Genomic DNA, 24,206 nt, shown 5'->3' with positions numbered 1-24,206 from the left:
ATCTGGACCGACACGGTCAGCTACTACCTGGAGGAACACGGCCTCGCCCCGGATCCGGACCTGCTCCGGCACATCGAACGGTCCGGGCTGCCGCCGGAGCCGGTCGACGAGGTGGCGCAGCACCGCGTGCTCGCCCACCTCCTCCTGCAGGCGGAGCGCGCCGAGGAGGAGGCGTGGGCCGTCCCGCGGACGCCCGGCCCTCCACGACCGGTCTCGGTATGACGCTGACCGCCCTGCGTCCGCGTTCCGTGCCCGACTCACCGCCCAGGTCCGCCGAGCCGCCCGAATTCGCCGAGGCGCACGAATTCGCCGAGGCGTTCACGTCCGCCCGGCCGTCCACGTCACCGAGGGCCAGGCCCGGGCAGTCATCGCCGGCCCGACACCGGATCACGCCAGGACGACCGGCGGCGCGGGCGCGGCCCGGCGGGCGCGGCAGGCCGGACGTGTCCGCGCCGCTGCGCGGCGCCGCCGTCTCCTGGGACGCGTCGGGACGTCCCACGGCCACCGGGGTGACGCCGGCGGCACTCGCGCCGCACGGGACCCCGTTCCGGCGGCCGCCGGTCCGCCCGGAGCCGGTGGACGAAACGGTGCGTGAACTCCTCGATGGCAGCCTCGGCACACCGGCCGGGCGGTTCTTCGTCCCCGCCTGGACGAATCCCGGGCGGCTCCCGCTCGCTCCGCCGGGCCTGTTCGTCGTCCATCTCGGTGCCGAGCGGACCGGCTTTCTGGCGAACGGCCAGCCGGTGGCGCCCGAGACGCTGGCCCAGGTGATCGAGAACTGCCACGAGTGGGGCCACCGCCCCGTTCTGGTGGTCGCGCGGCCATGCCCGTCGGAGACCCTGCTGGCGGGTCTCGCCGAGGTGCTGACGGCCCATCTGCGGGTCAGCGTCCACGCCGCCGACACCGGCCTCTGGCAACTGCCCGGCATCGTGTTCACGGGCGGAACCCTGCGGCGTTGGGGCGCCGTGGGCCTGGACGACGGCACCCACGATGCCCCGACCGCCCCTGAACCGCTGCCGGTAGCCGAAGCGGTGCAGGCGCCGGCGCTGACAGCCGAGCTGGTGCCCGCGGCCGAACTGGAGTCGACAGCCGAGCTGGCGCGCGGGTCGGCGCCGGGGGCGACCGCCGGGGCGGAGCCGGTGCAGGTGGTCGCGGCGCCGCCGGTACCCGTACCGGTGTCGGTGGGCGCACAGGACGTCCAACTGCCGGTGGCACTGCCCGTGGTCGTTCGCTGGACCGCACCCACCCCGCCGGAATGGTCACCAACGGCCCGGCCCCAGACCCCCGCGGACCAGCCGGCACCCGTCCGGGAAGGGCCGTCGGCCCCGCCGGTCGGGCCGCGGGCGGAATCGGTCGAACTCCTGCCGTGGGTCGCCGTGCGGCCCGGCGCGACGCCGGCGGACCGCGAACCGCTGCGCGCGCTCCTCGGCTGGCGGTACGAGGCACACGCGCGCGCGATCATGGGCATGCTCGCCCTGCAGCCGGGCCTGCGGTCGGTGTCCGACTCGGTCGACGTCCTGTCCGGCCTGGTCGCGCTGCGCGCCTACCTGTCGGCCGCGGTCACCGACGACGCGGCGCGGACCGGCGACGGCTCACCCGTCGTGACCGCGGGCCTCGTCGACTCCGTCCTGCGTGGCACGACCGCGACCGCGGGCGGGACCGGGGCCGGGGCCGGGGAGGCTGAGCGCGCCGGTGCGCTGCTGCTGGCCCGCTGCGCGGCCGCCGGTCTGAGCCGGCTGCCGGCCGCCGCCGGGCCGGTGTTCCGGCCCGCGCTGGCCGACCCGCGGCTGGCGACCGGCCTGCGCCGGGGCCAGATCCTGGCGGAGCCCGGGTTCCTCAGGGTCTCGACGACGCCGTGGACCGTCCCCGGTCAGACCGTGTGCTACGCGATCTGGTCCGCCACCGCTCGGCGCACGGACCGGCTGGGATCACCCGGGCAGCCGGCCGGCCCCGGCGGCCCCGGCGGTCCTGGCAGCCCTGGGGGTCCTGGCGGCCCCAGCGGGTCTGGCGGATCTGGCGGATCTGGCGGATTCGGCAGCCCCGCCGACCATGCGCTGTTCACCGCCGGCACCCGGTTCGTCGTGCTCGACGTCCTGCCTGGCGACGGAGCCGGGCACCCGTACGAAGGCACGGGCCCGGGGAACCCGGCGGGCACCGGGCCGGCAGGGCAGCCGCCGGGGGAGCCGTCGCGCCCGGTCTGGGTTCTGCTGCGCGAGTGTTTCGGTGGCCGCGCCGACGACGCTCTCGACGAACGCGCCCGCGGTCGGCTGCGGGAACTCGTGGCCCGCCTCGCTCAGCTGCCCGCCCCGGGACCGCTCGCCGCGGCGTCTCCCGGCGCGGTCGAGCCCGGTCGCACGGCCGGCCCGCTCATCGGCCTCGGTGACGGCGACCGTCCCTACGCGCCCGAGGGCGGCGATGTGCCACCACACAGTCGGGACGTCCCGTCGCCGGGCGGGGAGAGAGCCGAGGAGCCACAATGACCGCGGGCGTGCTGTCCGTCTCCGCCACCGACGAGGACTGCCTGCGCGGGCTCGCGCGGGCGCTGCTCGCCGCCGGCCCCGGGGACACGGTGGCCATCCGGCCGGGGGTGTACCGGGAGGCGCTGGTGTTCACCCGCGACGTCGTCCTGGTCGCCGAGGAGGGCCTCGGCACGGTGACCGTCGAGGTGCCGCCCGGCTCGGCGTTGCTGTGCGCCGACGGCGAGGTCCGCCTGCACGGCATCCGGCTGCGCGGCGGCGACGAGTACCTGCCGCTGGTGCAGGTGGCGGGTGGTCACCTCACCCTGGAGAACTGCGACGTCGTGGCGTCCACGGCGGCACTGCTGCATGTGCGCGGTGGACAGGCGCGGGTGCACGCCAGCCGCCTGGCCAACGAGACCGGCGCCGGTGTCGTCGCCGAGGGCGGCCGCGCCGAGCTGACGCATGTCGAGATCATCGTCGGCGGCACCGGCGGCGATGGGGACGGCGGTGGCGATGACGCGGGCCGGGGCCGCGGTGTCACCCGGGCCGCGACCCAGGGCGGGGCCGCGACGCTGGGCGGGGGGCCGGCCCAGGGCGGGGGCGGGGGACGGGACGAGAGCGGCTCCCGGGGCGGCACCGGCGGCGCGGGCGTGGGCAACGCGGTCGTGCTCGTCGGCGGCACGGGCCACGTGCTGCGTTCCTGCTCGATCGCGGTGGCCGGCGGGATCGGCGTGCTCACCGCGGGCACCGCCGGTCCGCTGCTGGAGCGCTGCTGGATCGACGCGGGCAGCGGCGTCGGCATCCTCGCCCGCGAGGACTCCCGGGCACGCCTGACCGACACCCGGGTCGGCCGCGGCCTCGTCGGCCTCTACGCGGCGGACGATGCCCGGCCCACCCTCGAGCGCTGCGAGTTCCGCGGCACGGCGGGGCACGCGCTGATGACCCTGGACCAGGCTGCCCCGATGCTCGTCGACTGCCTGGTCGAGACGCCGGAGGGCCACGGCCTGCACGCCACCGGCCGCTCCGCGCCGGAACTGCACGGCTGCATGGTGCGCGGCGGCGGGGCGGCCGGGCTCGTCGCCACCGAGGCGGCACGCCCCCAGCTGACCGGCGGGGAGATCGCGTCCTGCGGGGACGCCGGCGCGCTGCTGATCGCCCGCTCGGCGGCGCTGTTCGACGGCACCGCCGTGTACGGCAGCCCGGCGGGGCTGGTGATCGAGGACGCGGCCGCGCCCCGGCTGCGCGGCCTGGACATCACCGACGTCGACCACGGGGTGCGGGCTGTCGGCGGCGCCGGGCAGCTGGAGGAGTCCCAGGTCGTCGGCGCCCGACGGGCCGGCGTCGATCTGTCCGGCGACACCCGGCTGGAGGTGAGCAACCTGCGGGTCGTCGGCTGCCGGGTCGGCGTCGAGATCCGCGAGCGGGCCACCCCGAGCCTGGCGGCGGTGGACGTCGACGGCGCGCGCACCGTCGGGATCGTCGTCCGTGACGCGGCGCACCCGCGGATGGCCGGTGCCCGGGTCCACGACACCCGCGGCCCGGGTCTCGTCCTCGCGCCCGGCAGCAGCGCCACGATCACCGACGTCGACCTGGCCGCGAACGAGGGACCCGGCCTGCTGGTCGAGACGGACGGTGAGGTGTCCGTCGTCGGCGGGCTGTCGCGCGGCAACGGCGGGGACGGCGTCGAGGTCGTCGCCCGGACGTCCAACCTGCGACTGAGCGGAGTCGACACCGGCCACAACAACCGTCCCGTGCTGCCCACACCGGCTCCCGCGCCCACGTCCGCGCCCGCCCGCACCCCGATCCCCCCGTCGGCTGCCGGCGCGGCGAACGGCGCGGCGAACAGCGCGGCCGACGCATACGCTCCGGGCCCCTCCGACCATGCCGTGCGCGACGACGACCCGCCGCGCGGTCCCGTCTTCCCGTCCGGCCCGTCCGCCCCCGTCACTTCCAGCGGCGGTGGCACCGGCACCGGCACCGGCGGAGGCGCTGGCCCCGGCGGCATCAGCGGCGCCGGTGGTGGCGCTGACGGCGGCGCCGATCGCGGAGATCGCGCCGGCGGCACCGGCGCAGGCGCTGGCACCGGCGGAGGCGCTGGCACCGGCGCAGGCGCTGGCACCGGCGGAGGCGCTGGCACCGGCGGAGGCGGTGGCACCGGCGGTCGAGGCGATGGAAGCCGCAGCGGTGGCAGCGGCGGCCCGGCGGCCACCGGCGACCAGTCGGAGCAGGTCGCGGCGCTGCTGGCGGAGCTGGACGCGCTGGTCGGCCTGGAGGGTGTCAAACGCGAGGTCGCGACCCTGGTCGGGCTGCACCAGATCGCGCGGCGCCGGCGGGAGGCACGGCTGCACGCGCCCCCGCCGATGTCGCGCCACGTGGTCTTCGCCGGCCCGCCCGGGACCGGCAAGACCACCGTCGCGCGTCTGTTCGGGAAGATCCTCGCCGCGCTCGGCGTCCTGGAGACCGGCCAGCTCGTCGAGGTCGCACGCGCCGACCTCGTCGCCGAGCATGTCGGTGGCACCGCCGTGCGGACCACCGCGAAGTTCGAGGAGGCCATCGGCGGCATCCTGTTCATCGACGAGGCGTACACCCTCGCCCCGTCCGACGGCGGTCACCAGGACTTCGGCCGGGAGGCCGTCGACACGCTCGTGAAGCTCATGGAGGACCGGCGAGACGAGCTCGTCGTCATCGTCGCCGGGTACTCCCCGCAGATGCGCTCCTTCCTCGCCGCGAACCCGGGTCTGGAGTCCCGCTTCTCCCGCACCATCGAGTTCGACAGCTACAGCAGCGCCGAGCTCGTCACCATCGTCGAACGCCTGTGCCGCGACCATCACTACGCCCTCGAGTACGAGACCAGGGAGGCGCTGCGCCGCCACTTCGACAAGGTGCCGCGCACCGAGACGTTCGGCAACGCCCGCGCCGCCCGCCAGCTGTTCGAGACGATGCTCGGCCGGCAGGCCCACCGGCTCGCCCGCACCCCCGACGCCCCCGACCTCGAACTGGCCCGCCTGCTGCCCGAGGATCTCGGTGACACCGTCGGCCCGCAGGCCGAGGACGCCGCGGCGGAGCGCAACCGCGTCGTCGAGGGCCTGCTGCGCCGCCTGAACGCGATGACCGGACTCGCCGAGGTCAAGCGCGAGGTCTCCGACCTGGTGGACCTGGTCGCCTCCGCGCAGGCCCGCGCCGACGCCGGTCTGCCCGCCCCCGCCGTCTCCCGCCACCTGATCTTCGCCGGGCCGCCCGGAACGGGCAAGACCACCGTCGCCCGGCTCTACGGCGAGCTGCTCGCGGCCATGGGCGTCCTGCGGACCGGTCAGCTCGTCGAGGTCTCCCGCGGCGACCTCGTCGGCCGGTACGTCGGGCACACGGCGGCGAAGACCGCGGAGGTCTTCGACTCCGCCCGCGGCGGCGTGCTGTTCATCGACGAGGCCTACGCCCTGGCCACCGGCGGCGACGGCGCCGACTTCGGCCGGGAGGCCATCGACACCCTGGTGAAGCTCATGGAGGACCATCGCGACGACATCGTCGTCATCGCCGCCGGATACACCGCCGACATGGACCGGTTCCTCGCCGGCAACGCCGGCCTCGCGTCCCGGTTCAGCCATCGCATCCGCTTCGCCTCCTACTCCGCCGACGAACTGGTGGCGATCTTCGAAAGCCTCGCCCAGGCGAGCGGTTACGAGCCGCACGGCGGCACCCTGCAGGCCCTGCGCGAGCACTTCGACGGTCTGCGCCGCGACGAGGCGTTCGGCAACGGCCGCTACGCCCGCCAGATGCTCGACCGGGTCATCACCCGCCAGGCCAGCCGCCTGCGCCGGATGCCGGCGCCCACCGTCGACGACCTGCAGCAGCTGCTGCCCGGCGATGTCGCCGCGGCCCTGCTGCGCTGATCGCCGGGCCCGACCGGGCAGGACCGGGGCCGGGCAGGACCGGGGCCGGGCAGGACCGGGGCCGGGCAGGACCGGGGCCGGGCAGGGGCCGGCCGGGCCGGAACCGGCCCCGGCGGGGGCGCAGCACCGGCCGGGGCGGGTCGACCGGCGTCAGGATGTCGGCGTACCGCGCCGTCCGCCGCAGGTCCGGCGGGAGTGGTGCCCGGTGGAGGCGGACCGGACCGCGACGCGGGCGGAGGGGTGGGCGGAGGTGGGCCGGGCCGCGGTGTGGCCGGGGCCCAGGCCGAGCTGGTCCGCGACCTGGCGCAGGGCACGCCGACCGTAGTGGACGCGGCTCTTCACCGTCCCCACCGGCACTCCGAGCCGTGCCGCCGCCTCCTCCGACGTCCGCCCGTGCAGGTAGACCTCGACGAGGGCGGACCGGTGGACGGGCCAGACCTGCCGCAGGGCCTCCTCGACGACCACGGACAGGACCACGGCCTCGCAGGTGTCCCAGGGCATGGCGATGTCGGCGTGGTCGGCGGTGAGCTCAAGCTCGGTGGGACGGGCCTGCCGGGCCCGGTGGCCGTCCACGGCCAGGTTGTGCGCCACCCGGCGCAGCCAGCCGTGTACCGAGCCCGGCTGGGTCGTCAGCCGCTCCAGGTGATGCCAGGCGCGCAGGAACGTCTCCTGGACGACGTCCTCCGCCCGCCCGCGGTCCCCGCCGGTGAGGCGTGTCGCGTAGGAGAGCAGCGGCCCGCGATGGGTCCGCACGAGTTCCTCGAAGACCTGCTCCCGGGGCAGAGCCGCAGGCGCGGTGATGTCAGGTTCGCTGTCGGAAAGCATGCGGTAAACGTCGCGGAGAAGCGGCATGCCCCGACAGGGAGCGGACCCTCCACCCGGTGACGCCCACCCCCGCTCCGGGTAGGGCTGTCCCTACCCGCCGACCACCGCCGACCCTGGGCACAGCCAGTCGAAGAGTGAGGATTCTGGTCCGCCCAGAGGCTGTCTCAGATCGGCACCGATCGAGATCGTTGGTCGGTGGGCGGGGAGGTTCGCGCTCCACGAACGCGGCCGGACCTCCGAGCGCCCGAAAGCCCTGTTTGGCGAGTCGCAAGAGTGAACGATTTTGGTCGTCCCAACGACCAAAATCCTTACTTCTTGCGGGTTGCCAGGTGAACCTGCGCCCCTTTTGCCGCTCTTGAGGTGAACTGCCTGTGCCGCGCGGCGGTAACAACCGAAATCGTCAAATCCTGCTCGGCAGCAACGACAACCCGAAGCTCGTACGACCTGCGGTCGGAGCCAGGGCCCGAGCCTGCGGAACGCCGGCACCCGGGGTTTCCAGCACTGATGCCGGCGCGGAGGACGCGGTGTCGCGGTGGGTGTAGCCATAGACCGCGCCGGCGACGACCGCGAGGAGCAGGCCGACAACCGCGAGCACGAGACGGCGCCCGAGCGGTTGTGCCGCCGCGGGCATGCCGCTGTTCCCGCCGGCTGCCGGTCCAGCACCGGCGGCTGCATCCCCCGAATCTCCTGGCTCGCCCGAATCTCCCGGCTCCGCTGGATCCCCCGGATCCGGTGATGCTTCGTCCTTCCCCGAATCTCCCGCGTTGCCGGGTACGGCGGCCGGCACACCGGCCTGCCCGGCAGCCGCGGGCCTGCTCGCCGCAGGCTTGCTGGCCGCGGGCTTGCTGGCCGCGGCCCCTCCGAACGCGGGTTCGGCGACAGCGGGCGCCGGGCCGGAGGCCTGCGCTCCCGCCGTCACCGATGACCTCGGGTTCTCCCCGGACGGCGACGGCGAGGAGCCGGGCCCAGCCGGTGCCGGGGCTTCGCGCCCGTCCGTGGGGCGTGCGGGCCTGGGGACGTCCGTGGGCGGAGACGACACGGCGGTGGTGCGGGCGGGGACGGAGATCGTCGGCCGGGGCGTCATCCCCGGCACAGGCGCAGGCCCGGCGGCGAGCAGCGCAGCGCCGAGAGCCACGGTGCGCTGCGGGTGGGTGTCGACGATCACGGGACGGCCCAGGCTCTCCTCAACCATCCGCGCCACCAGGGGGATGCGCGAGGAGCCGCCGGAGAGCAGGACCGCGGTCAGGTCCGCAGGCTCGACGTCCGCGGACCGCAGGGCCCGGTGCAGGGCCTCGACGGTCGAGCTCAGGGCCGGGCGGATCAGTTCCTCGAACTGCGCCCGGGTGATCTCGACGTCCCGCCGGACGGTGCGCAGGAACACGGGTATGACCGCCTCCGCGTCGAAGGAGAGCGCCTCCTTCGCGAGGATGCAGTCGGACCGCAGCCGGGCGAGCGCGGCAGCGTCCTCCCGCGCGACGGGGTCGGCGGCGGTCGACGCGGAGCCGCCGAGCGTGCCGGAGGCGGCGAGGTCGCCGAGGGGTCCGGCCACGGGCCCCAGCGCGGACACGGCCCCGTCGAGGGCCCGGTCCACGTACTGGAACACCGCCTCGTCGAAGTCCGCGCCGCCCAGCCACTCGACGCCTTCGGGGGTGCCGAGGACGCGGGCCCTGCCGTCCTCGTAGTGCAGGACGGCGGAGTCGAAGGTGCCGCCGCCGAGGTCGTAGACGGCGATGACGCTGCCGTCGGCCAGCTGCTGGCGCCCGGCCCCGGCCGGCCCCGCGGGGTGCCCGGCACCCGCCGTACCCGCGAGCCCACCTGCCGCCGTGCCGCCCGCACCCGCACCCGCACCCACGCCCGCGAGCGCATCCGCCGCCGCGGCGACGTTGTCCTCCCCCAGCGCGTAGTAGATGGCCACGGCCTCGGGCTCGGTCACCATCCGAACAGCGTCCAGACCGGCCAGCCGGGGCACCTCGTCGAACTGTTCGAGCCGGTACTGCCCCCACACCGCCGGCCGGCTCAGGACGATCCGCGCCGGTGGGTGGCCGATCCGCGCGGTCGCGGCCGCGACGGTGTCGGCCAGCACGGCGGCCAGGAGCCGGACCGGTGAGAACGGCGCGCCACCGAGGAGCAGCGGAGTGGGGTCACCGAGCCGGCGTTTGAACTCCCACGCCGCCCGGCCCGGGTCTCGGCGCGCCTGCCGGTCGGCGGCGTCGCCGGTGAGCAGGCTCGAATCGGATGCCGCGAACGCGACGGACGGAGTGAGCAGGTCGCGACCACCGAGGCCGACCATCTCGATCCGCCCGGGACGCCCGATGGCCGCAGCCGTGGAGGTCGTCCCGAGGTCGACGCCGAGACCGTAATCCACCGTGGCCGCTCCCGGGGCTTAACCGCACGATTCCGTGCCGAATGATAGCGGCGCCCGGTGTCGCCGGTAGGTTCATCTCACCCGGCGTCCTGGGAGACGAGCGCGACGGCCTCGACGATCCCGGTGGTCTCGGTCGTCTCGGTCGTCTCTCCTGGGCGGGTGCGCCCGGTCTCGAGGTGGTGGCCGAGCTCCTCGATCGTCCGGGTGGCGATGAGCCCGTGCCCGCGGGCGGACATGTGCATCCTGTCGGAGCTGTAGGCGTCGCGGTCACCGGCGGCGGGATGTGCCCACAGCTCGACCCAGATCGTCCCGTACCCGCGGGCGATCTGGTGCGTCGCGTCGTTGAGCTGCTCCAGCCGCGGCCGGATTCCGGCCAGCTCCGGCAGCCCGGCGGTGATGTCCATCAGGCTGTAGAGGAAGATCGTCGCGCCGGCCCCGGCCAGCGCGCCGACCATCGCGTCGAGGTTCTCGCGGTAGACGTCGGCGTCGAAGGCCGGCGCCAGGATGTCGTTGCCGCCGCAGACGACGGTGACCAGGTCGGGCCCGAAGTCCAGCACCTTTCCCAGCTGGGTCTCGCGGACCTCGGTGGACAGTTGGCCGCGGCGGCCGGTGTTGAGGTAGGCCAGCCCGGGCCGGACGCGCCGGAGCGCGGCGGCGATCCGGTCCGCCCAGCAGGTCGGGTCGTAGCCGTCCAGCGGCTCGAGGATGCCCTCGGCCATCGAGTCGCCGAGGGCGGCGTACCGGTTCCAGGTCGCGGCCCTGAGCAGGATGTCCGTCTGCTCCGGGGTGGCGATGTACCTGTCCTGCCGTTCGGCGGTCGGCAGCACATGGTGACCGGGCGCGTGGTGACCGGGCGCGTCGTCACCAGACACGTGGTCACCAGACACGTGACCACCAGGCACATGGTCACCAGCCACCTGCGCATCCACCTCGCCGAGGTCGTCGCTCATTGCTGCCTCACGTTCCCGTCTGCGTCGAGAAGGTCTTCGGCCGGAGATCCCCGCGGCGCACCACAGGGACGCCGCGCACCGTGTCGAGCACGGCGACGGCGAAGCGTGAGCCCGCCGCGGCCATCAGCATAGCGATCGATCGTTCGCTATTGAAGTGCGAACGTTCGGTCGCTAAATTGCCGCCATGAGCTCCCGAGCCCCTGCTCCCCCATCCGCACGGACGCCGCTCCTGCTCGCCTGCGGCGGCTCGTTCCTCGCCTTCCTCGACGCGATGATCACCAACCTCGCGGTGCCGGACCTGGCGCACGACTTCGAGGTCGGCGTGACGTCCGTGTCCTGGGTGGTCACGATCTACGCGATCCCCCTCGCGGCGCTGCTCGCACCCGCCGGGCGGCTGGCCGACGTGCTGGGCCGCCGGCGGCTGTTCCTCATCGGCGCAGCCGTGTTCACGGCCGCGTCGCTGCTCGTCGCCGTCGCCCCGGTGTTCGCGGCCCTGCTGGTCGGCCGCGCGGCCCAGGGAGTCGGCGCGGCACTGCTGATCCCCGCGTCGTTCGCGATCGTGCTCGCCGACACCGCGCCCGAACGCCGGGCGGCGGCCATCGCGCTGTGGAGCGCCTCGGCCAGTCTCGCGGCGGTCCTCGGGCCGGTGGTCGGCGGAGTTCTCGTCGACGCCGTCGGCTGGCGGGTGCTGTTCTGCGTGAACGTGCCACTCGGAATCTGGCTGCTCGCCCGCGCCCGGCAGCTGCCGACCGCCACCCCCACCCCAACTCCAACTCCAGCGCACACCCAGACAGCCGCCACCCAGCGCGGACGTTTCCCGGACGCCACGGCGACAGCACTGCTCACCGGTGGGATCGCGGCCCTCGTCCTCGGGCTGACGGAAGCCGAACGGTGGGGCTGGGCGGACCCGGCGACGCTCGCCTGCCTGATCGGCGGCGGCGCCGCGACGCTGGTGGCCATCGGCCGGTCCGCGGGCCATCCCAGCCCGGCGATCGAGGTCGGCCTCTGGCGCAACCGCACCTACGCGGCCGCGAACGCGGTCTCCGCCCTGTTCGGCGCGTTCCTCTTCGCGTCGCTGCTGCTGGGCGTGCTGTTCCTGGTGAGCGTCTGGGACTACTCAGCGCTGCGCGCCGGGCTCGCGATGACGCCGGGAGCGGTGTTCTCCGCGCTGGTCGGGATCACGATCAGCCGATCGAAGCGGCAGGCGTCACCGCGGGTGCTCGTCGTCGCCGGCGCGCTCACGCTGGCGGCGACGGCCGGCGCGCTCGCGCTGTGGCTCCCGGCCGAGCCGAGCTTCCTCACCGCGTGGCTGCCCGGCGGGTTCGGCCTGGGCCTCGGGATCGGCGCCATCTCCGTCGGCTCGTCGAGCGCGGCGGCGCTGTCCGTCGACCCGACCCGCTTCGCCGCCGCCGTCGGCCTGAACATCGCCGCCCGCCAGATCGGCGGCGCCCTCGGCATCGCGGCACTGGCGATGCTCCTCGAGAGCCGCGCCGGGAGCGATCCCCTCACGCCCTACGAGCACATCTACTGGCTGATGGCCGCGCTGTCCTTCGCCGCGGCGGGTGCCGGCCTCCTGCTGCGCCCGAACCGCCCGGAAACCACAACCGTGCCCACACCGCCGCCAGCATCGCCGTCGCCGTCGCCGTCGCCGTCGGTGGAGGCTGCGTCGGCGTCGATGCCGACACCGCCGCCGGTCCAGAACCTGGCCGACACGCGGCCATGACGCCGTGCGCACCCGGCTGCCGCTACCGGACGTCCGTCGGGAAACGGGCGTCGCACGGTGCCGCCGTGGGAGCACAGGTACCCACGACGCTCACCTGACTGGGCGAGTCGAAGGCGGTGGTGAGGTCCTCGACCCGCAGCAGGACGGCGGGGGGCCGGCCGACACCGTTGCCGTCGAGCTGGATGGTTCCGTAGACGCCGGGGTAGTCGGTGCTGGTGCAGACTCCGGCCGCCGGGCCGCGCAGGCAGCCCAGGATCCGTCCGCGGGCGTCCGACGCGGTGGGTGGAACACCCGCTCGTATCAACGCGTCGTTGATCAGCAGGAGTGAGTCGTAGCTGAACGCCGCCCACCCGCCGGCGAGCCAGCGGTCCTCCGGGTGGGCTCCCGGCCCCGCGCAGCGGCCCAGGTAGGCGCGGATGTCGTCGTAGAAGTCCAGCTGCTGTCCGCCGGCGCCGACGCCAGTGTCACCGGCGCCGGCCATTCCCGCGCAGGTCAGCGTGCGGCCCCGGTAGGCGATGAGCACCTGCACGCCGTGCGGCACATGGCGGGCCAGTTCCCGGTCCGCCAGGAAACGCCCCGCGGAGTCGGAGACCGCCACCTGCGGCATCCTGGATCCGCAGGCGAGACGAAGTGCCTGGGCGAACTCGGCGAAATCCGTGTACCGCCCACCGAAGAAGACCACAGGGCGCCCAGCACCGGACGTCTCCTCCGTAGCCGTAGCCGTGCCCGGACCCGGACCCGGACCCGGACCCGAAGCCGAGGCCGAGGCCGAGGCCGTTCGAGGTTGGACGTCGGGTGTCTCCGGCGGGCAGGCGACGCGGGCGGTCTCGGAGAGCGGCCGGTCCGACGACCACGGTACGAGGGAGACCGGCACCGGCGGTGCGGCCGGGATCGATGCTGCCACCGCCACGGGCGCTGGCGGGCAGGTCGACCGCGCCTTCCCGAGGCCTGCGGCCCCCCCGGAGAGCTCCTGGACGTGTGACGACAGGCGCCGCCGCCACACGTCGCAGTACAGCGAGGTCAGATAGAGATCGTCGGCGGCCGGCTCGGTCTGCGATGCGTCGGTGACCGGGAAGAAGAAGGCCAGCGGCTCGTTCCGGTTGCGGGCGTACTCGTAGATCAGCTGGACCTGGTCGTCGTTGGTGGAGTTGATCTGGAAGAACATCGGCTGCGGGCGGGGCGCCGCCGCGCCGGCAGCCGCGCTCAGGAGCGCGGCACCGGTCAGGGAGGTGCCGGGCGAGGAGGTACCGGGCGAGGAGGTACCAGCCGGGGAGGTGCCGGGCGCGCCCGTGGCGAGGTCGTCGTCGCGCCCGACGGCGCGGGCGAGAGGCTCCCCGAATCCGTCCGCGCTCATCGTCGGGCTGATCATCGGGACGCCGGCGGCGCCGAGCGACGCGCCCAGGGCGTCCTGCACCTGCGCCATGCTGTTCACGGTGATGACGGCGGCGGCCAGCGTCGGGTCCGCGGCGAGCTGCCGCAGCTTCTTCGTCAGGGTTTCCAGATGTCCGCCGATGGCGGTCTCGGTGCCGCGGCGGACCGTGAGGTCGCCGGTGTTGACGATGGCGAGACGCACGTACGGCAGGTGGGTGCTGCGCGCGCTGTTTATCCGCCGCTGTGCGGCGTAGGCGCCGGCGAGGCCCTCGTGCTCGGCCACCACCGACCGGATCGCCCTGGTGGGGGCGGCGGAGGTGAGAGAGGTGATCAGCGCGACCGTGACGAGTGGGCGCTGGGCGCCGGCCAGCTGTCGCACTCTCTTGTTCTCCCGGTAGATCAGGTCCTCGTCGAAGAGGTCGGGAGTGTCGTCGGGGCCCGGCTGGCGCACGGCGAGCCGGGCGGCGACGGCGGACACCGCCCCACCGGCGACGTTCCCGGCGAGCTGGCTCCAGCCGAGGCAGGTCCGGTAGCCGATCCACTCGTCCCCGGCGCTGTCGGTCGACAGGTCCTGCTCCGAGCCGGCCATGGGCCGCAGGCAGTAGGGCTGGCTGGGGCTGCGCTGGATGTACAGCGCCGTCGCCGTCAGGACTGACACGAGGGCATACGCGGTCAGCCGGCGCAGCCGCGGTCGGGCCCGCCGCGGCCAGGCAAGGGCGAGGAGCGCGAGGAACCCGCCGGCCAGCCGGGCACGGCAGCGCCTGGCGAAGCGCAGGCGAGCCACCGCCAACGCGGCGGCTCCCGGCCGCCACCATGCCGGGCCCGGCAGGCTGTTCCACCAGGTCACGACGGCCGCGGGCAGGCCTCGCAGGGCCCGGCGACGCGCCCGCAGCCAGGAACGGCCCTGCGCGCGTCGCCGCCAGGCGGCACGGATCTGCTGGTCCACGGTCGCCGGCATCGGATGGTCGGTCACGACGATCGCCGAGGGCCGGCGAGCGGCAGCGACGATCCACCACATCCATCGGGGCAGCCGCGGGGAATGCCAGCGGAGGTACTCGTCGAGCAGGACCGGCCGCCTGCCGTCCGCGGGCGTGGCCACGAGCAGGACCGGCAGGCGCCCCGGCACGTCACGCGCGCGGAACCAGCCGGTGGGGAAGAAGCGGCGCGCGTCGTACCGAAGGTCACGCAGGAGCGCCTGTGCCAGTTCCTGCTCCGTCGGTACTGCCCGGATGCCGCCACGGGCCAGTCGCCACAGCCCGGCGAGCAGCCGTGCGGCGATGAGCAGCATGCCTGTGCCCAGGCAGACGGCGCCGAGGTTGTACGCGAGGTCCCCCTGGCCGAACTCCCTGACGTCGGCGGCACTCATCAGGGAGGCGCCCAGGCTCGCGAGACCGAGCCACAGCAGGACGACCGGCTCCACCGCGTGCTTCCACCGCTCCCGCCGCGCGGCGATCCGCCGCCGGTCGAGGAGATCCTCCGCCTCACCGGCTCCGCCACCCGATCCACCGCCGGCTCCGCCCGATCCACTGACGGCTCCGGCCGGTCGCCGCAGCGCGGCGGTGAGATCGTCGTACCTCCGTGTGTCCGGAGCCGCCGAGCCCGCCCCGCGCAGCGCCTCGTCGATCGCGTCCTGGACGCGCCGGTCGTCGGCCCGTGGCACCCGCACCACCCAGGCACCGGGCACGGCGGCCGCGACCGCCGCCGCGAGCTCGTCGGACACGACCGGTGCCGAGACAACCGGACGGGCTCCCCACCACCATCTGCCGCCGCTGCCGCCGCCGCTGCCGCCGCCGCTGCCGCTGCCGCTGCCGCCAGCCAACGCCACGACGTCGCGAACGACGTCCGGTACATCGCGCCGATCCGGTGAACCCGCCACTCCCCACCCCACCCGTGGTCACGCCAGGTGCATGAATGGGCACTGTAGCGGCAGGCGCCTCGTCACCCTGAGCGCGGCCAGGGGCGCACTAGCCCAGGGCGAGGTCTTCCAGAACGTCGGGATCGGAGACGTCCCGGCCCGCCGCCACGGCGTCGTCGTAGCGCTGGGCGGCCTGGGCGTCGACGTCGTCGGAAGTGACTCCGGCCTTCCAGTAGGCCGCGGCGCGCAGGTCGTCACGGGCCACCCCGAGATCGGTGAGCAGCACCCGGCGGATCGCCCGCACCTCCCCCGCCTCGCCGGCGACCCAGGCCAGCGTGCCGCCGCGCGGACGGGGCAGTGCCCGCACCCCGTCGGTCAGGCTGCCAGCCGGCACCCAGCGCACGTCGTCGCCGGGCCGGTCGGGCAGGAGTTCCCGGTCAGCCGGGGCGGCCCCGCTGATCACGACGACGGCTCGCTGCTCCGGCGGCAGGGCGGCGACGATCGCGGCGACCGCCGGCAGGCCGCAGACGTCGGCGGCGAGAATCGTCAGCTCCGGCCGCGCACCCCCGACCTGCGATCCGACCACGAACTCGATGCGCATTCCGATGATGCCGGCGACGTCGCCGCCCGCCAGGTCGTCGAGCCAGCGGGCCACCAGACCGGTGCCATGCGAGTGGACGTCGAAGGTGAGCCGGCGGGTCTCCGGGTCGAACGAGCGCACGGTGAACGCCCGCGACAGGCCTGGACCGTCGTCGCCGTCGTCGTCGCCAGCCCCCGGCGGGAACAGGCGGAAGGCATCGGCGGGCGTCGGGTCGGTGTAGGCGGCCAGGCCGGCTCCGACGACGGTCACCCGGCGGAAGGACGGCGAGACCTCGGCGACGGACTCGACCTCCACCGAGCAGTCGAGCAGGCGACCGGCACGGTCGGCACTGCGGGAACGGATCGCCTCGCGCAGGCTGGGCATCGCGTCAACACCCCTCATCTTCGGCTTAGGTAAGGCTAACCTAGCCAAAGCTGGGGTGCGGCGGAATACGAACGAAGCGCACGCCATGACGTAACAGCGCAGGTCAGCAGCCTCGCGCCGAGATCAGGCCCGCCCCATCCACGCTTGCCACCCACCGGTCAGAACCCGACATCCAGCGTGCCCGTTGCCCGGGTCGCTAGAGTCGATTCCGGTGATCAGAACGGCAGCGTGCGTCCACCCGCGGTCCGGGTCCGGAAGGGTCCGGAAGGGTCCGGAAGGGTCCGGAACAGCGGGCGGAACACGGTGACGGAACGGGGGCGAAGTGGCGGCACCAACTGACCTCAAGGTGATCAGAGCGCTGGCGGAGGAGTTCTCGGACCCGCTGGAGGCGAAGACCCTTGTGGAGCGCGCGGAGCTAAGACGGGGGCGGCAGCCCGGGTGGCAGACCGGGAACGCGGAGCTGTTCTGGTCGGAGGTGCACCGCCTCTTCAAGGGCGGCGCGGTTCTGGGTGGCTGGCCGAAACTGCTGCGCGAGGCCCACCTCGAACGGCCGGGCAATCCTGTCATCACCGCGGCGGCGGCCGCGGCAGGCGTCTCGATCACCTCCGCGGCGAAGCCCGCCTCCTCGCCCGATGACGCCCACGCCGCAGCGGATGACAGCGGTGGTGCCGGGCCAACGAACACAGCTGGTCCAGCAGCCGGCGCAGCCGGTTCGCCAGCGGGCACAGGCGGTTCACCGACGGGCACAGCCGGGGCCGCGCCGACCTCCGCGGCCAGCGGGCCGTCGACGGGCGCCATCGGCCCCTGGGACTTCTTCATCTCCTACACCGGGGCTGACCAGCGGTGGGCGGAATGGATCGCCTGGCAGCTGGAGGAGGCGGAATACTCGGTCTACCTCCAGGCCTGGGACTTCGTGGCGGGGTCGAACTGGATGAACATGATGACCAGGGGAATCGAGCATTCCCAGCGGACCATCGCGGTGCTCTCCAGTGCCTACATGACCTCGGTGTGGGGGGCGGCCGAATGGCAGGCGGCGCTGCGTCACGACCCTGACGGCTTCAAGCGCAAGGTGATCCCCGTGCGGATTGAGAACTGTCCGCGACCCGAACTGCTGGAGGGCGTGGTCTCCGTCGACCTGTTCGGTCTTGCGCGGGATCAGGCGAAGGAACGTCTCCTCGACACCGTCACGAGCGTTGTCGCGGGCCGGAAGAAGCCGGCCACCGAGCCGGACTTCCCACCCGACGGACCGGGTTCCACGCCCTGACAAGCGCGCCCGGGCGGGTGTTCGCCCCCTCCCCGGTGGTCATTCCAGCCCGATGCGACCAGACCAGGACAGCTAGACTTTACCCAGCCTGCATTCTGCAGCGATAATGCAGGCATGACCGTTGCAGTCACCGTACGCGACGTACCAGAAGACGTACGGGACACGCTTGCGCAGTATGCCCGCCAACAAGGCCAGTCGCTGCAGGCGTTCCTGCTCGGAGTGCTCGCACGGCAAGCCGGGTATGCCCGGAACCAGCAGATCCTTGCCGCCGTGGGCGGCGAGCTCGCGGCGGGTGGCGGCGCCGGCCCGGATGCCCCAGCTGCCGCCGACGTCCTGGCCGCTGCCCGCGCCAGTCGCGTCGAGGAGACGTCCGCGAACGAGCCCGGAGCGCACGTTTCCGGATGATCGTCGTGGACGCCTCCGTGCTTGCCAACGCCCTCGTCTACGCCGATGAGCGAGGGCATCGGGCCCGCTCGATCCTGAGTGCCGATCCCGAATGGGCGGCTCCCGAGCACTGGAAGATCGAGCTGTTCTCGGTCATGCGGGGGCTGGCACTCGGAAACAAGATCAGTGATGACATGGCGCACGCTGCGATCAGTCGGATTCCCGAGCTTGGCGTCGACCACGTTCCCGTCGAACCGCTCCTGCCTCGCATGTGGCAGCTTCGTGCCGGCATCAGCGGCTACGACGCCGCCTACGTCGCCCTCGCGGAATCCCGAGCCATCACCCTCGTCACCTCCGACGCCCGGCTCGCCCGCGCCGCCACCCGCTACTGCGCCATCCGCCTCGTCGTCTAGACCGTCACGGCGGCCGCGGGTAGGCGCGACGTCAACCGCGAGAACATCCAGGTCCAGCAGCGAGAAGCGTCGGAACCCGGTCATGGTCGCGGGCTCCGACGAACCGGACCGGCAGGGCGGTTTGTGCCCGTCGCACGCGACCTGCGACGCTATGCACATGGGGGAAGGCCGTTACCGTTCGGCTGCCGTGCCAGAAGGGCGGATGTCCGACCTACTGACCGAGCGAGAGCTGCAGGCACTCGCCGACTCCTTCGAACAGCCCCTCGCACAGTTGGTTCTTGAGCGGGCCGGGCTCACGCGGGCACGGCAGCCCAGCTGGACCCCCGTCTCGTTCTCAGCCGTGGATTTCTGGCGCGCCGTCAACAGGCTGATCGAGCAGGCGAGCCTGGCCGGCCTGCGAGGACGGATCCTTGACGAAGCCCACGCTGAGCGCCCGGCCCGCGACGAGTTCCAGCCAGCCCTGCGGCCGGACTCCCCACCGACGCCCTTTCGGGCAGGCCGAGCCGCCGAGCCGCGCATCAGCATCGACGAACGCGCCAACCACCGACGGATTCTCGACAAAGCTGCCGAGCAGACGGGCTACCGGCTGACCGAGGCCTGGACCATCAACGAGCTGACCGCCTTCTGGGATTATCTCTGCGCACACCGCAAAGACCCGGGCGTCGACGCAAAGACGAACATGGCCGCCCGCAGGCGGCTTGAGATCCTGATCCGCGCGTTGAATGCACGCGCCTTGCTTCAGGAGCTCGGCGCGACCCGGCTCCAGCACCACCTGTTCGTGCACATCTACTGGAAGGCCGTGAACAACGTTCCCGCGCCGGGCGCGACGCTGGAGCGCCTGCTCATTACCGCGGCGGGCGTGCGGGACGACACGGATTGGTCCGTGAAGAACGCCTTGGCCCGTCTCGTCATCGGCCTGGCCAGCCACTACGGGATCTCCCCTCCTCAGACACCGGCGCTCTCCGAATGGCTCGAGGACGCCGGCGTCTCGATAGCGGACGCAGAGGACTACCGCCAGCAGATGGGACGGCCTTCGTGGCTACTCATCGACCTCGGCGACGAGCCGCGCGAGCACGGCACCGCGGCGGCACCGCCGTTCGTGGTCCGCGGCGTGCTGTCCACGGCGGACGGGCAGGCCCGCTCCTGGACGAAGCGCTCATCGCACGGCCTCAAGGACGCGATGCGGCTGCTGATGGAGGAGGTGCAGGACGAGCAGAACCTCGTCGTCGACCTCGCCCTGCCCGCGTCGCTGATGGCCGCGCGGGTCGAGCACTGGGACGTCGTGCGCTTCGGTGCGGGATACCAGGCGCTGAGCAAGCGGTACGACGACATCCGGCTGCGCTGGTCGCGGCGTTTGCACCACCGGTACGAACGCCGGCCGCTCCCAGCGAAGTGGAAGTCAACCTGGCGCATGGACCCCTGTGCGATCGCCCAGGACTTGCTCCGCGACCGCGACAGCCTGACGCGCTGGTTGCTGGATCGTGAGCACGAGGCCTATCCGTTCCTGATGGGGACCGCCATCGAGGCGCCTTTTGATCCGCTGGGGACGCTGCTCGCCCACGGCTCATATTTCATTATCTGGCTCTCACCCGAGGCCGACCCGATGCTTCCTCACACGATCACACAGATCGCCAGGCCAATGTTGGCCGAGCTGCGCCGGGTGGCCCTGCCCGAGCAGATTCCGCCCCGCGTCCGGACCACGATGGCCGTCATCTGGGACGACCCTGATGGTCGCGAAGGCTACGCCTACTCGCCGGTGGGCCTACTGCCCGGCGCCGGCACGGAAAGGAAATAGCGTCAGTGGTGTGGGAAATCTTCACAGCCAGCGGAACGCCGAGGACAGCTGGCCGGGCGTGGGAGGCGATTCCCGAGCCGCCACCCTGGCGGCGGCACAGGCCGGCCGGCACGGCACCGACATTCCTCCCCCCGCCAGGTCTCACCGACGCGGTCAACGCGGCCCTCCACCTGCGCCGGCCGCTTCTGCTGACCGGGCTGCCCGGCTCCGGGAAGTCGACGCTAGTCGAGATGATCGCGGCCGAGCTGCAGCTCGGCGAGGTGCTCCGGTGGCACATCACCTCGAAAAGCACGCTCGAGGATGGTCTCTTCGGCTACGACGCCCTGGGCCGGCTACACGCCAGTCAGGTCGAACGCGCCCGGACGAGCACTCTCGCCGAGGGCGCACGTTCCGTCGGAAATGCCGACGATGTCGCGAGATTTGTCACGCTGGGGCCGCTCGGCACAGCGCTCGCGGACACCGAACGCCCCAGGGCCGTGCTCATCGACGAGATCGACAAGAGCGATCCCGATCTACCAGGTGACCTTCTCGATGTGCTCGAACGCCACGAGTTCCGGATCCCCCCACTGGCCCGCGACGCCGGCGAGTTCGCCACCGATGGGGACTCCGCGGAAGAGCGCCACTCCACCGATTCCCACGGTGGGCGCTCTGGGGCCCGAACCCGCCGCGTCCGCGGCGATGACAAGAACTTCTATCCGGTCACGGACGGTGCCGTACAGGCCATCCATACCCCCGTCATCGTTCTCACCAGCAACAACGAAAGAACTTTCCCCCCGCCCTTCCTGCGCCGGTGTGTCCGATTCACGATGCCGAAACCCGACCTGAACGAGCTGGCCAGGATAGTCGAAGCACATTTCAGCCCCGAGACCGCCGTCCTCGTACGGGAAGAGATCGCGGCCTTCTATCGTCAGATAACGGGCGACCAGACGCTCGCGATCGATCAGCTCCTCAACCTGGTGCACCTGGTCACGGCTGAAGACACGATCGATTCTGAGGCCCGCGACAACATCGAGCAGATCCTGCTCTCGGACCTGAATTCCTAGATGGACGGACCGCTGCTCCGGGCGATGCTCACGGCCGGCCTCGATCCTGAGACCACGGCGGATGTTCTCTGGCTGCTCCAAGCCCGCGGTACGGCCGCCGCCACCAGGCCGGCCGATCGGCCGGCTCCGCCGCGCGACGAAGGCCTCGTCGGGGGCACCGACCACGCGCCAGCTCGCAGGTCCGATGGCGGAGGCTCCCAGGCGGCCTCGCTGCACGCGGAGGCGGGCCGTGCGCCGGGTACCGCAACGGTTCGTCCGGGCACTCTTGTCGCAGTGCCGCATGGTGGTCACGGAACCGACGTCGGCCAGTTGGCTGGCGCGCTGCGCATGTTCCGGCGGGTGCGCACCAACGGCGGCCGCGAAGTCGTGGACGTCGAGGCGACCGTGGCCGCGACGGCGGACGCACGCCTGCTGGATCCGTCTAGTCTTGTCGTTGTCACCAGGCGTGAGACCCGCCAGGCACTCGACGCGGTGCTGATTGTTGATGACAGTCCATCCATGCTTCCGTGGCGTGATCTCGCCGCGGAACTGCGGCGCCAGCTGGTACAGGTGGGCGCGTTTCGGAGCGTGTCCTTCTGGGAGTTACCGGAAGCGGCTCCCGGTGCCACACGCACGGCGCTGCGGGACCATGCCGGCGCCCTCCATCCGGCGTCGAGAATCCTCGATCCGTCCCGCCGTCAGCTCGTCATGATCCTGACCGACGCCGTGGACGCCAGCTGGCACGGCCCGACTCGCTGGGAGACCGTCGCGGCCTGGGCCCGGCTGATGCCGACCGTGCTCATCCAGGTGCTGCCGCGGAACCGGTACTGGTCCGCCACGGGCATCGGCGACCTGCCTGCGGTGGTGCGGGGCGGACACCAGCCCACAGGACCGAACACGGCACTGCGGGTCGAGAACATGTGGTGGGCACGGTCCTCGCCGGCACGTGAAATCCGTGCCGAGGTCGCCATCCCGGTCATCTCCCTGACTCCGACGGAGCTGCGGTCCTGGGCGGAGACGCTGCTGACCGGAATCCACCGGGTGGACGCCACCTTCGCCCGGCCGCCCGCCGACGAAGGAAGAACCGCCGCCGACCGGATCGCGGGTCTGGCGGCGCACACCGCCGCGGACCGGGTGCTGGCGTTCGACGCGCGCGCCTCCGAAGGCGCATGCCGCCTCGCCCGCCTGCTGGCCGCCGCTCCCATCCTCACCCTGCCACTGATCTGGGTGATCCAGGCCAAGCTGGCACCGGAGACCGGTATAAGCGAGGTGGCGGAGATCTTCGTCTCCGGCCTCCTGCACGAGGAGGCCGGAGACGAAGAGCACAGGCGGCGCGTCCCCACCGATCGCCGACGGCTTCGCTTCCGGCCGGGCATCGCCGAGTTGCTACGCCGCTCCACCAGCGAGCTCGACGAGTGGGATCTGCACACCGTTGTCTCCGAGTACCTCGAGACACTGGCCGTCAGACGAGGCACAACCAGCCAGCCCGGCCGACCGTTCGGCGTCGTACCGGTCGACACCGGCGATCAGGCCAGGCCCCGCCACGACGATGCAGGAGCGGTTGGCGGTGCGGCCTTCGACCCCCAAGAGGCGCCATTCGCCATTCTGAAGATGAACCTCGAGGAAGGCCTCGGCCTGACCGCCGAGGCGGACGACGACCCGGACGAGCTCCCACCGAGCCCTGTTCTGCGCACCCCTCGACGGCCCACGATTTCTCCGCCCGCCACCACGCGGCGGATCGAGAACGCCCGGCAGATCACAGACAACTCCGACGAAACAGCCCAGAAAAAAGACACTAATTTCACCACAGAAGACGGTGCCGTACCCCATAGTCTCACACAGAGGCGTATTCGCGTCGGGCTCTGGGGTGCGACGAGCAGTGGGAAGACGACCCTGATGGCCGCCATGCAGCTCGCGGCCATCCAGCACAAGCCCCGCGAGCCGGGGGGCAGACACGTCCGATGGAGCATCACCAGCGCGGACGCAGCGACCGGAAGCGCATTGGAAAGGCTGCGGAGCACACTGGTCGAGGACCACCATTTTCCTGCGGCCACGCTGGCCAACACACCGTTGCGGCTCATCTTCGAGGGCCGCGTGCTGCGGCCGGGCTCGAATCCCGCGCGGCCGAGGCGTGAGCGCACGCCGCCGATCGATTTCACCCTCGACTTCCTGGACGTCTCCGGTGCGTTGTATTACCGGGGCGGTGGAAGCGGTGGCGGTGAGATCAGCACCCTGGCCGACGGCATCCGCGGCTATGGCGTCAAGGACGACGGGCTGAGATTCGACGACGACGAGGCCATCGCGCCGACCCCGGCTCGCCGCCCCCGGGAACGCGGCGCGGCGCAGCACGACGAGCTGGTCGACCATCTGGTCCGCTGCGACGGGATCGTCCTTCTCTTCGACCCGATCCGGGAGCGGGACCGCGCGGACGGCGACAACTATGCCTATTTCGATGCCATGATCAACCGGGTGCTCAGGAAGGTCCACAACGCAGGGCGAAGCCGGAGTCGGCTGCTGCCGCACCACCTCTCCGTCTGCATCACGAAGTTCGACGACCCCCGGGTGCTCGGGGCCGCCCTGGAGCCCGGCCGGCTCGCCGCGCTGGCCAACGAATCGGGGCCGCCCAGGATCGACAGCGATGTCGCCCATCGCTATTTCGATCAGCTCTGCGACAGATCGATCGGCGCCTCTCATCTGCGTGACGCGATCGGCGGATTTTTCGACCCGTCGCGGGTTCGCTACTACGCGACTTCCTCCATCGGGTTGTTCGTCGGCCCGGAGGGCCAGTTCAATTCCGCCGACTACTCGAACATCGTGATGGCCGGTGGAGTGCCCCGCATCCGCGGCCGGGTGGCGCCGATGAACGTCCTGGAGCCGGTTGTGGGCCTGGTGGCCCGGATCAACGGGGAGCGCCGGTGAGATATCGAGG

At 72.8% G+C, this 24,206-nt stretch carries 15 protein-coding genes and 1 pseudogene; 10 read left to right on the top strand and 6 right to left on the bottom strand.

The genetic code is table 11. The features are described 5' to 3' along the window. The 3 genes and pseudogenes from CcI49_RS41875 to CcI49_RS00885 all read left to right on the top strand — a co-directional run. A pseudogene (locus CcI49_RS41875) lies at positions 1-222 on the top strand (hypothetical protein); the annotation flags it as partial. Beyond that, entirely contained in the window at positions 174-2,480 is a 2,307-nt protein-coding gene (locus CcI49_RS00890; RefSeq protein ID WP_158230682.1) for a hypothetical protein, read from the top strand. The pseudogene CcI49_RS41875 and the gene CcI49_RS00890, both read left to right, overlap by 49 nt. Next, positions 2,477-6,346: an AAA family ATPase gene (locus CcI49_RS00885; protein WP_076823664.1), complete on the top strand. Its 3,870-nt coding sequence runs from the start codon at positions 2,477-2,479 to the stop codon at positions 6,344-6,346. The genes CcI49_RS00890 and CcI49_RS00885 overlap by 4 nt, the downstream gene beginning before the upstream one ends. A gap of 150 nt (positions 6,347-6,496) precedes the next feature. On the opposite strand, the gene CcI49_RS00880 is transcribed toward CcI49_RS00885, so the two are convergent. From CcI49_RS00880 to CcI49_RS44040, 4 genes are all read right to left on the bottom strand, one after another. Continuing rightward, positions 6,497-7,171 (bottom strand): sigma-70 family RNA polymerase sigma factor, encoded by a 675-nt coding sequence (locus tag CcI49_RS00880; protein WP_076823687.1) that lies wholly within the window; start codon positions 7,169-7,171, stop codon positions 6,497-6,499. A 400-nt stretch (positions 7,172-7,571) separates the two neighbouring features. Next, on the bottom strand, positions 7,572-9,536 hold the full coding sequence (locus CcI49_RS00875) for an Hsp70 family protein (RefSeq protein ID WP_076823663.1): 1,965 nt from the start codon (positions 9,534-9,536) through the stop codon (positions 7,572-7,574). Positions 9,537-9,613: 77 nt separating this feature from the next. Continuing rightward, positions 9,614-10,486: an SGNH/GDSL hydrolase family protein gene (locus CcI49_RS00870; protein WP_076823662.1), complete on the bottom strand. Its 873-nt coding sequence runs from the start codon at positions 10,484-10,486 to the stop codon at positions 9,614-9,616. Positions 10,487-10,493: 7 nt separating this feature from the next. Further along, the gene (locus CcI49_RS44040) at positions 10,494-10,616 is read right to left on the bottom strand and encodes a hypothetical protein (RefSeq protein ID WP_255354675.1); all 123 of its coding nucleotides are present in this window, start codon (positions 10,614-10,616) and stop codon (positions 10,494-10,496) included. A gap of 54 nt (positions 10,617-10,670) precedes the next feature. Between CcI49_RS44040 and CcI49_RS00865 the strand changes: the two genes are divergently transcribed. Beyond that, positions 10,671-12,209, top strand: coding sequence for an MFS transporter (locus CcI49_RS00865; protein WP_076823661.1), 1,539 nt, complete (start codon positions 10,671-10,673; stop codon positions 12,207-12,209). Between the two features lie 22 nt (positions 12,210-12,231). Here CcI49_RS00865 and CcI49_RS00860 read toward each other — a convergent pair whose 3' ends face one another. Both CcI49_RS00860 and CcI49_RS00855 read right to left on the bottom strand, forming a co-directional pair. Beyond that, the gene (locus CcI49_RS00860) at positions 12,232-15,456 is read right to left on the bottom strand and encodes a sulfotransferase family protein (protein WP_076823660.1); all 3,225 of its coding nucleotides are present in this window, start codon (positions 15,454-15,456) and stop codon (positions 12,232-12,234) included. 88 nt (positions 15,457-15,544) lie between these two features. Then, positions 15,545-16,417 (bottom strand): siderophore-interacting protein, encoded by an 873-nt coding sequence (locus CcI49_RS00855; RefSeq protein WP_241839841.1) that lies wholly within the window; start codon positions 16,415-16,417, stop codon positions 15,545-15,547. Between the two features lie 304 nt (positions 16,418-16,721). Between CcI49_RS00855 and CcI49_RS00850 the strand changes: the two genes are divergently transcribed. From CcI49_RS00850 to CcI49_RS42995, 6 genes are all read left to right on the top strand, one after another. Continuing rightward, positions 16,722-17,663: a toll/interleukin-1 receptor domain-containing protein gene (locus CcI49_RS00850; protein ID WP_076823658.1), complete on the top strand. Its 942-nt coding sequence runs from the start codon at positions 16,722-16,724 to the stop codon at positions 17,661-17,663. 114 nt (positions 17,664-17,777) lie between these two features. Then, positions 17,778-18,068: a hypothetical protein gene (locus CcI49_RS00845; protein ID WP_076823657.1), complete on the top strand. Its 291-nt coding sequence runs from the start codon at positions 17,778-17,780 to the stop codon at positions 18,066-18,068. Beyond that, positions 18,065-18,460: a type II toxin-antitoxin system VapC family toxin gene (locus CcI49_RS00840; RefSeq protein ID WP_076823656.1), complete on the top strand. Its 396-nt coding sequence runs from the start codon at positions 18,065-18,067 to the stop codon at positions 18,458-18,460. Before CcI49_RS00845 ends, CcI49_RS00840 begins: the two co-directional genes overlap by 4 nt. 82 nt (positions 18,461-18,542) lie before the next feature. After that, positions 18,543-20,255, top strand: coding sequence for an effector-associated domain EAD1-containing protein (locus tag CcI49_RS00835; RefSeq protein ID WP_131830963.1), 1,713 nt, complete (start codon positions 18,543-18,545; stop codon positions 20,253-20,255). Between the two features lie 5 nt (positions 20,256-20,260). Continuing rightward, positions 20,261-21,298, top strand: a complete 1,038-nt coding sequence (locus CcI49_RS00830) for an AAA family ATPase (protein WP_083749233.1) — start codon at positions 20,261-20,263, stop codon at positions 21,296-21,298. Continuing rightward, complete coding sequence (locus CcI49_RS42995) at positions 21,299-24,196, top strand: SAV_2336 N-terminal domain-related protein (RefSeq protein WP_241839840.1); 2,898 nt, start codon at positions 21,299-21,301, stop codon at positions 24,194-24,196. The last annotated feature ends 10 nt before the right edge of the window (positions 24,197-24,206 follow it).

This window comes from Frankia sp. CcI49, assembly GCF_001983215.1.
Lineage (GTDB): Bacteria > Actinomycetota > Actinomycetes > Frankiales > Frankiaceae > Parafrankia > Parafrankia irregularis.
The sequence above is the reverse complement of the archived record's forward strand: the minus strand, read 5'-3'. Positions and strand labels throughout refer to the sequence as shown.

Excerpts from the sequence above, each read along its gene's own strand:
- CcI49_RS44040 (WP_255354675.1), bottom strand. The coding sequence starts at position 10,616 with ATGCTGATGGCCGCGGCGGGCTCACGCTTCGCCGTCGCCGTGCTCGAC.
- CcI49_RS00865 (WP_076823661.1), top strand. The coding sequence starts at position 10,671 with ATGAGCTCCCGAGCCCCTGCTCCCCCATCCGCACGGACGCCGCTCCTG.
- CcI49_RS00845 (WP_076823657.1), top strand. The coding sequence starts at position 17,778 with ATGACCGTTGCAGTCACCGTACGCGACGTACCAGAAGACGTACGGGAC.
- CcI49_RS42995 (WP_241839840.1), top strand. The coding sequence starts at position 21,299 with ATGGACGGACCGCTGCTCCGGGCGATGCTCACGGCCGGCCTCGATCCT.
- CcI49_RS00835 (WP_131830963.1), top strand. The coding sequence starts at position 18,543 with ATGGTCGCGGGCTCCGACGAACCGGACCGGCAGGGCGGTTTGTGCCCG.
- CcI49_RS00885 (WP_076823664.1), top strand. The coding sequence starts at position 2,477 with ATGACCGCGGGCGTGCTGTCCGTCTCCGCCACCGACGAGGACTGCCTG.
- CcI49_RS00870 (WP_076823662.1), bottom strand. The coding sequence starts at position 10,486 with ATGAGCGACGACCTCGGCGAGGTGGATGCGCAGGTGGCTGGTGACCAT.
- CcI49_RS00880 (WP_076823687.1), bottom strand. The coding sequence starts at position 7,171 with ATGCTTTCCGACAGCGAACCTGACATCACCGCGCCTGCGGCTCTGCCC.
- CcI49_RS00855 (WP_241839841.1), bottom strand. The coding sequence starts at position 16,417 with ATGAGGGGTGTTGACGCGATGCCCAGCCTGCGCGAGGCGATCCGTTCC.
- CcI49_RS00840 (WP_076823656.1), top strand. The coding sequence starts at position 18,065 with ATGATCGTCGTGGACGCCTCCGTGCTTGCCAACGCCCTCGTCTACGCC.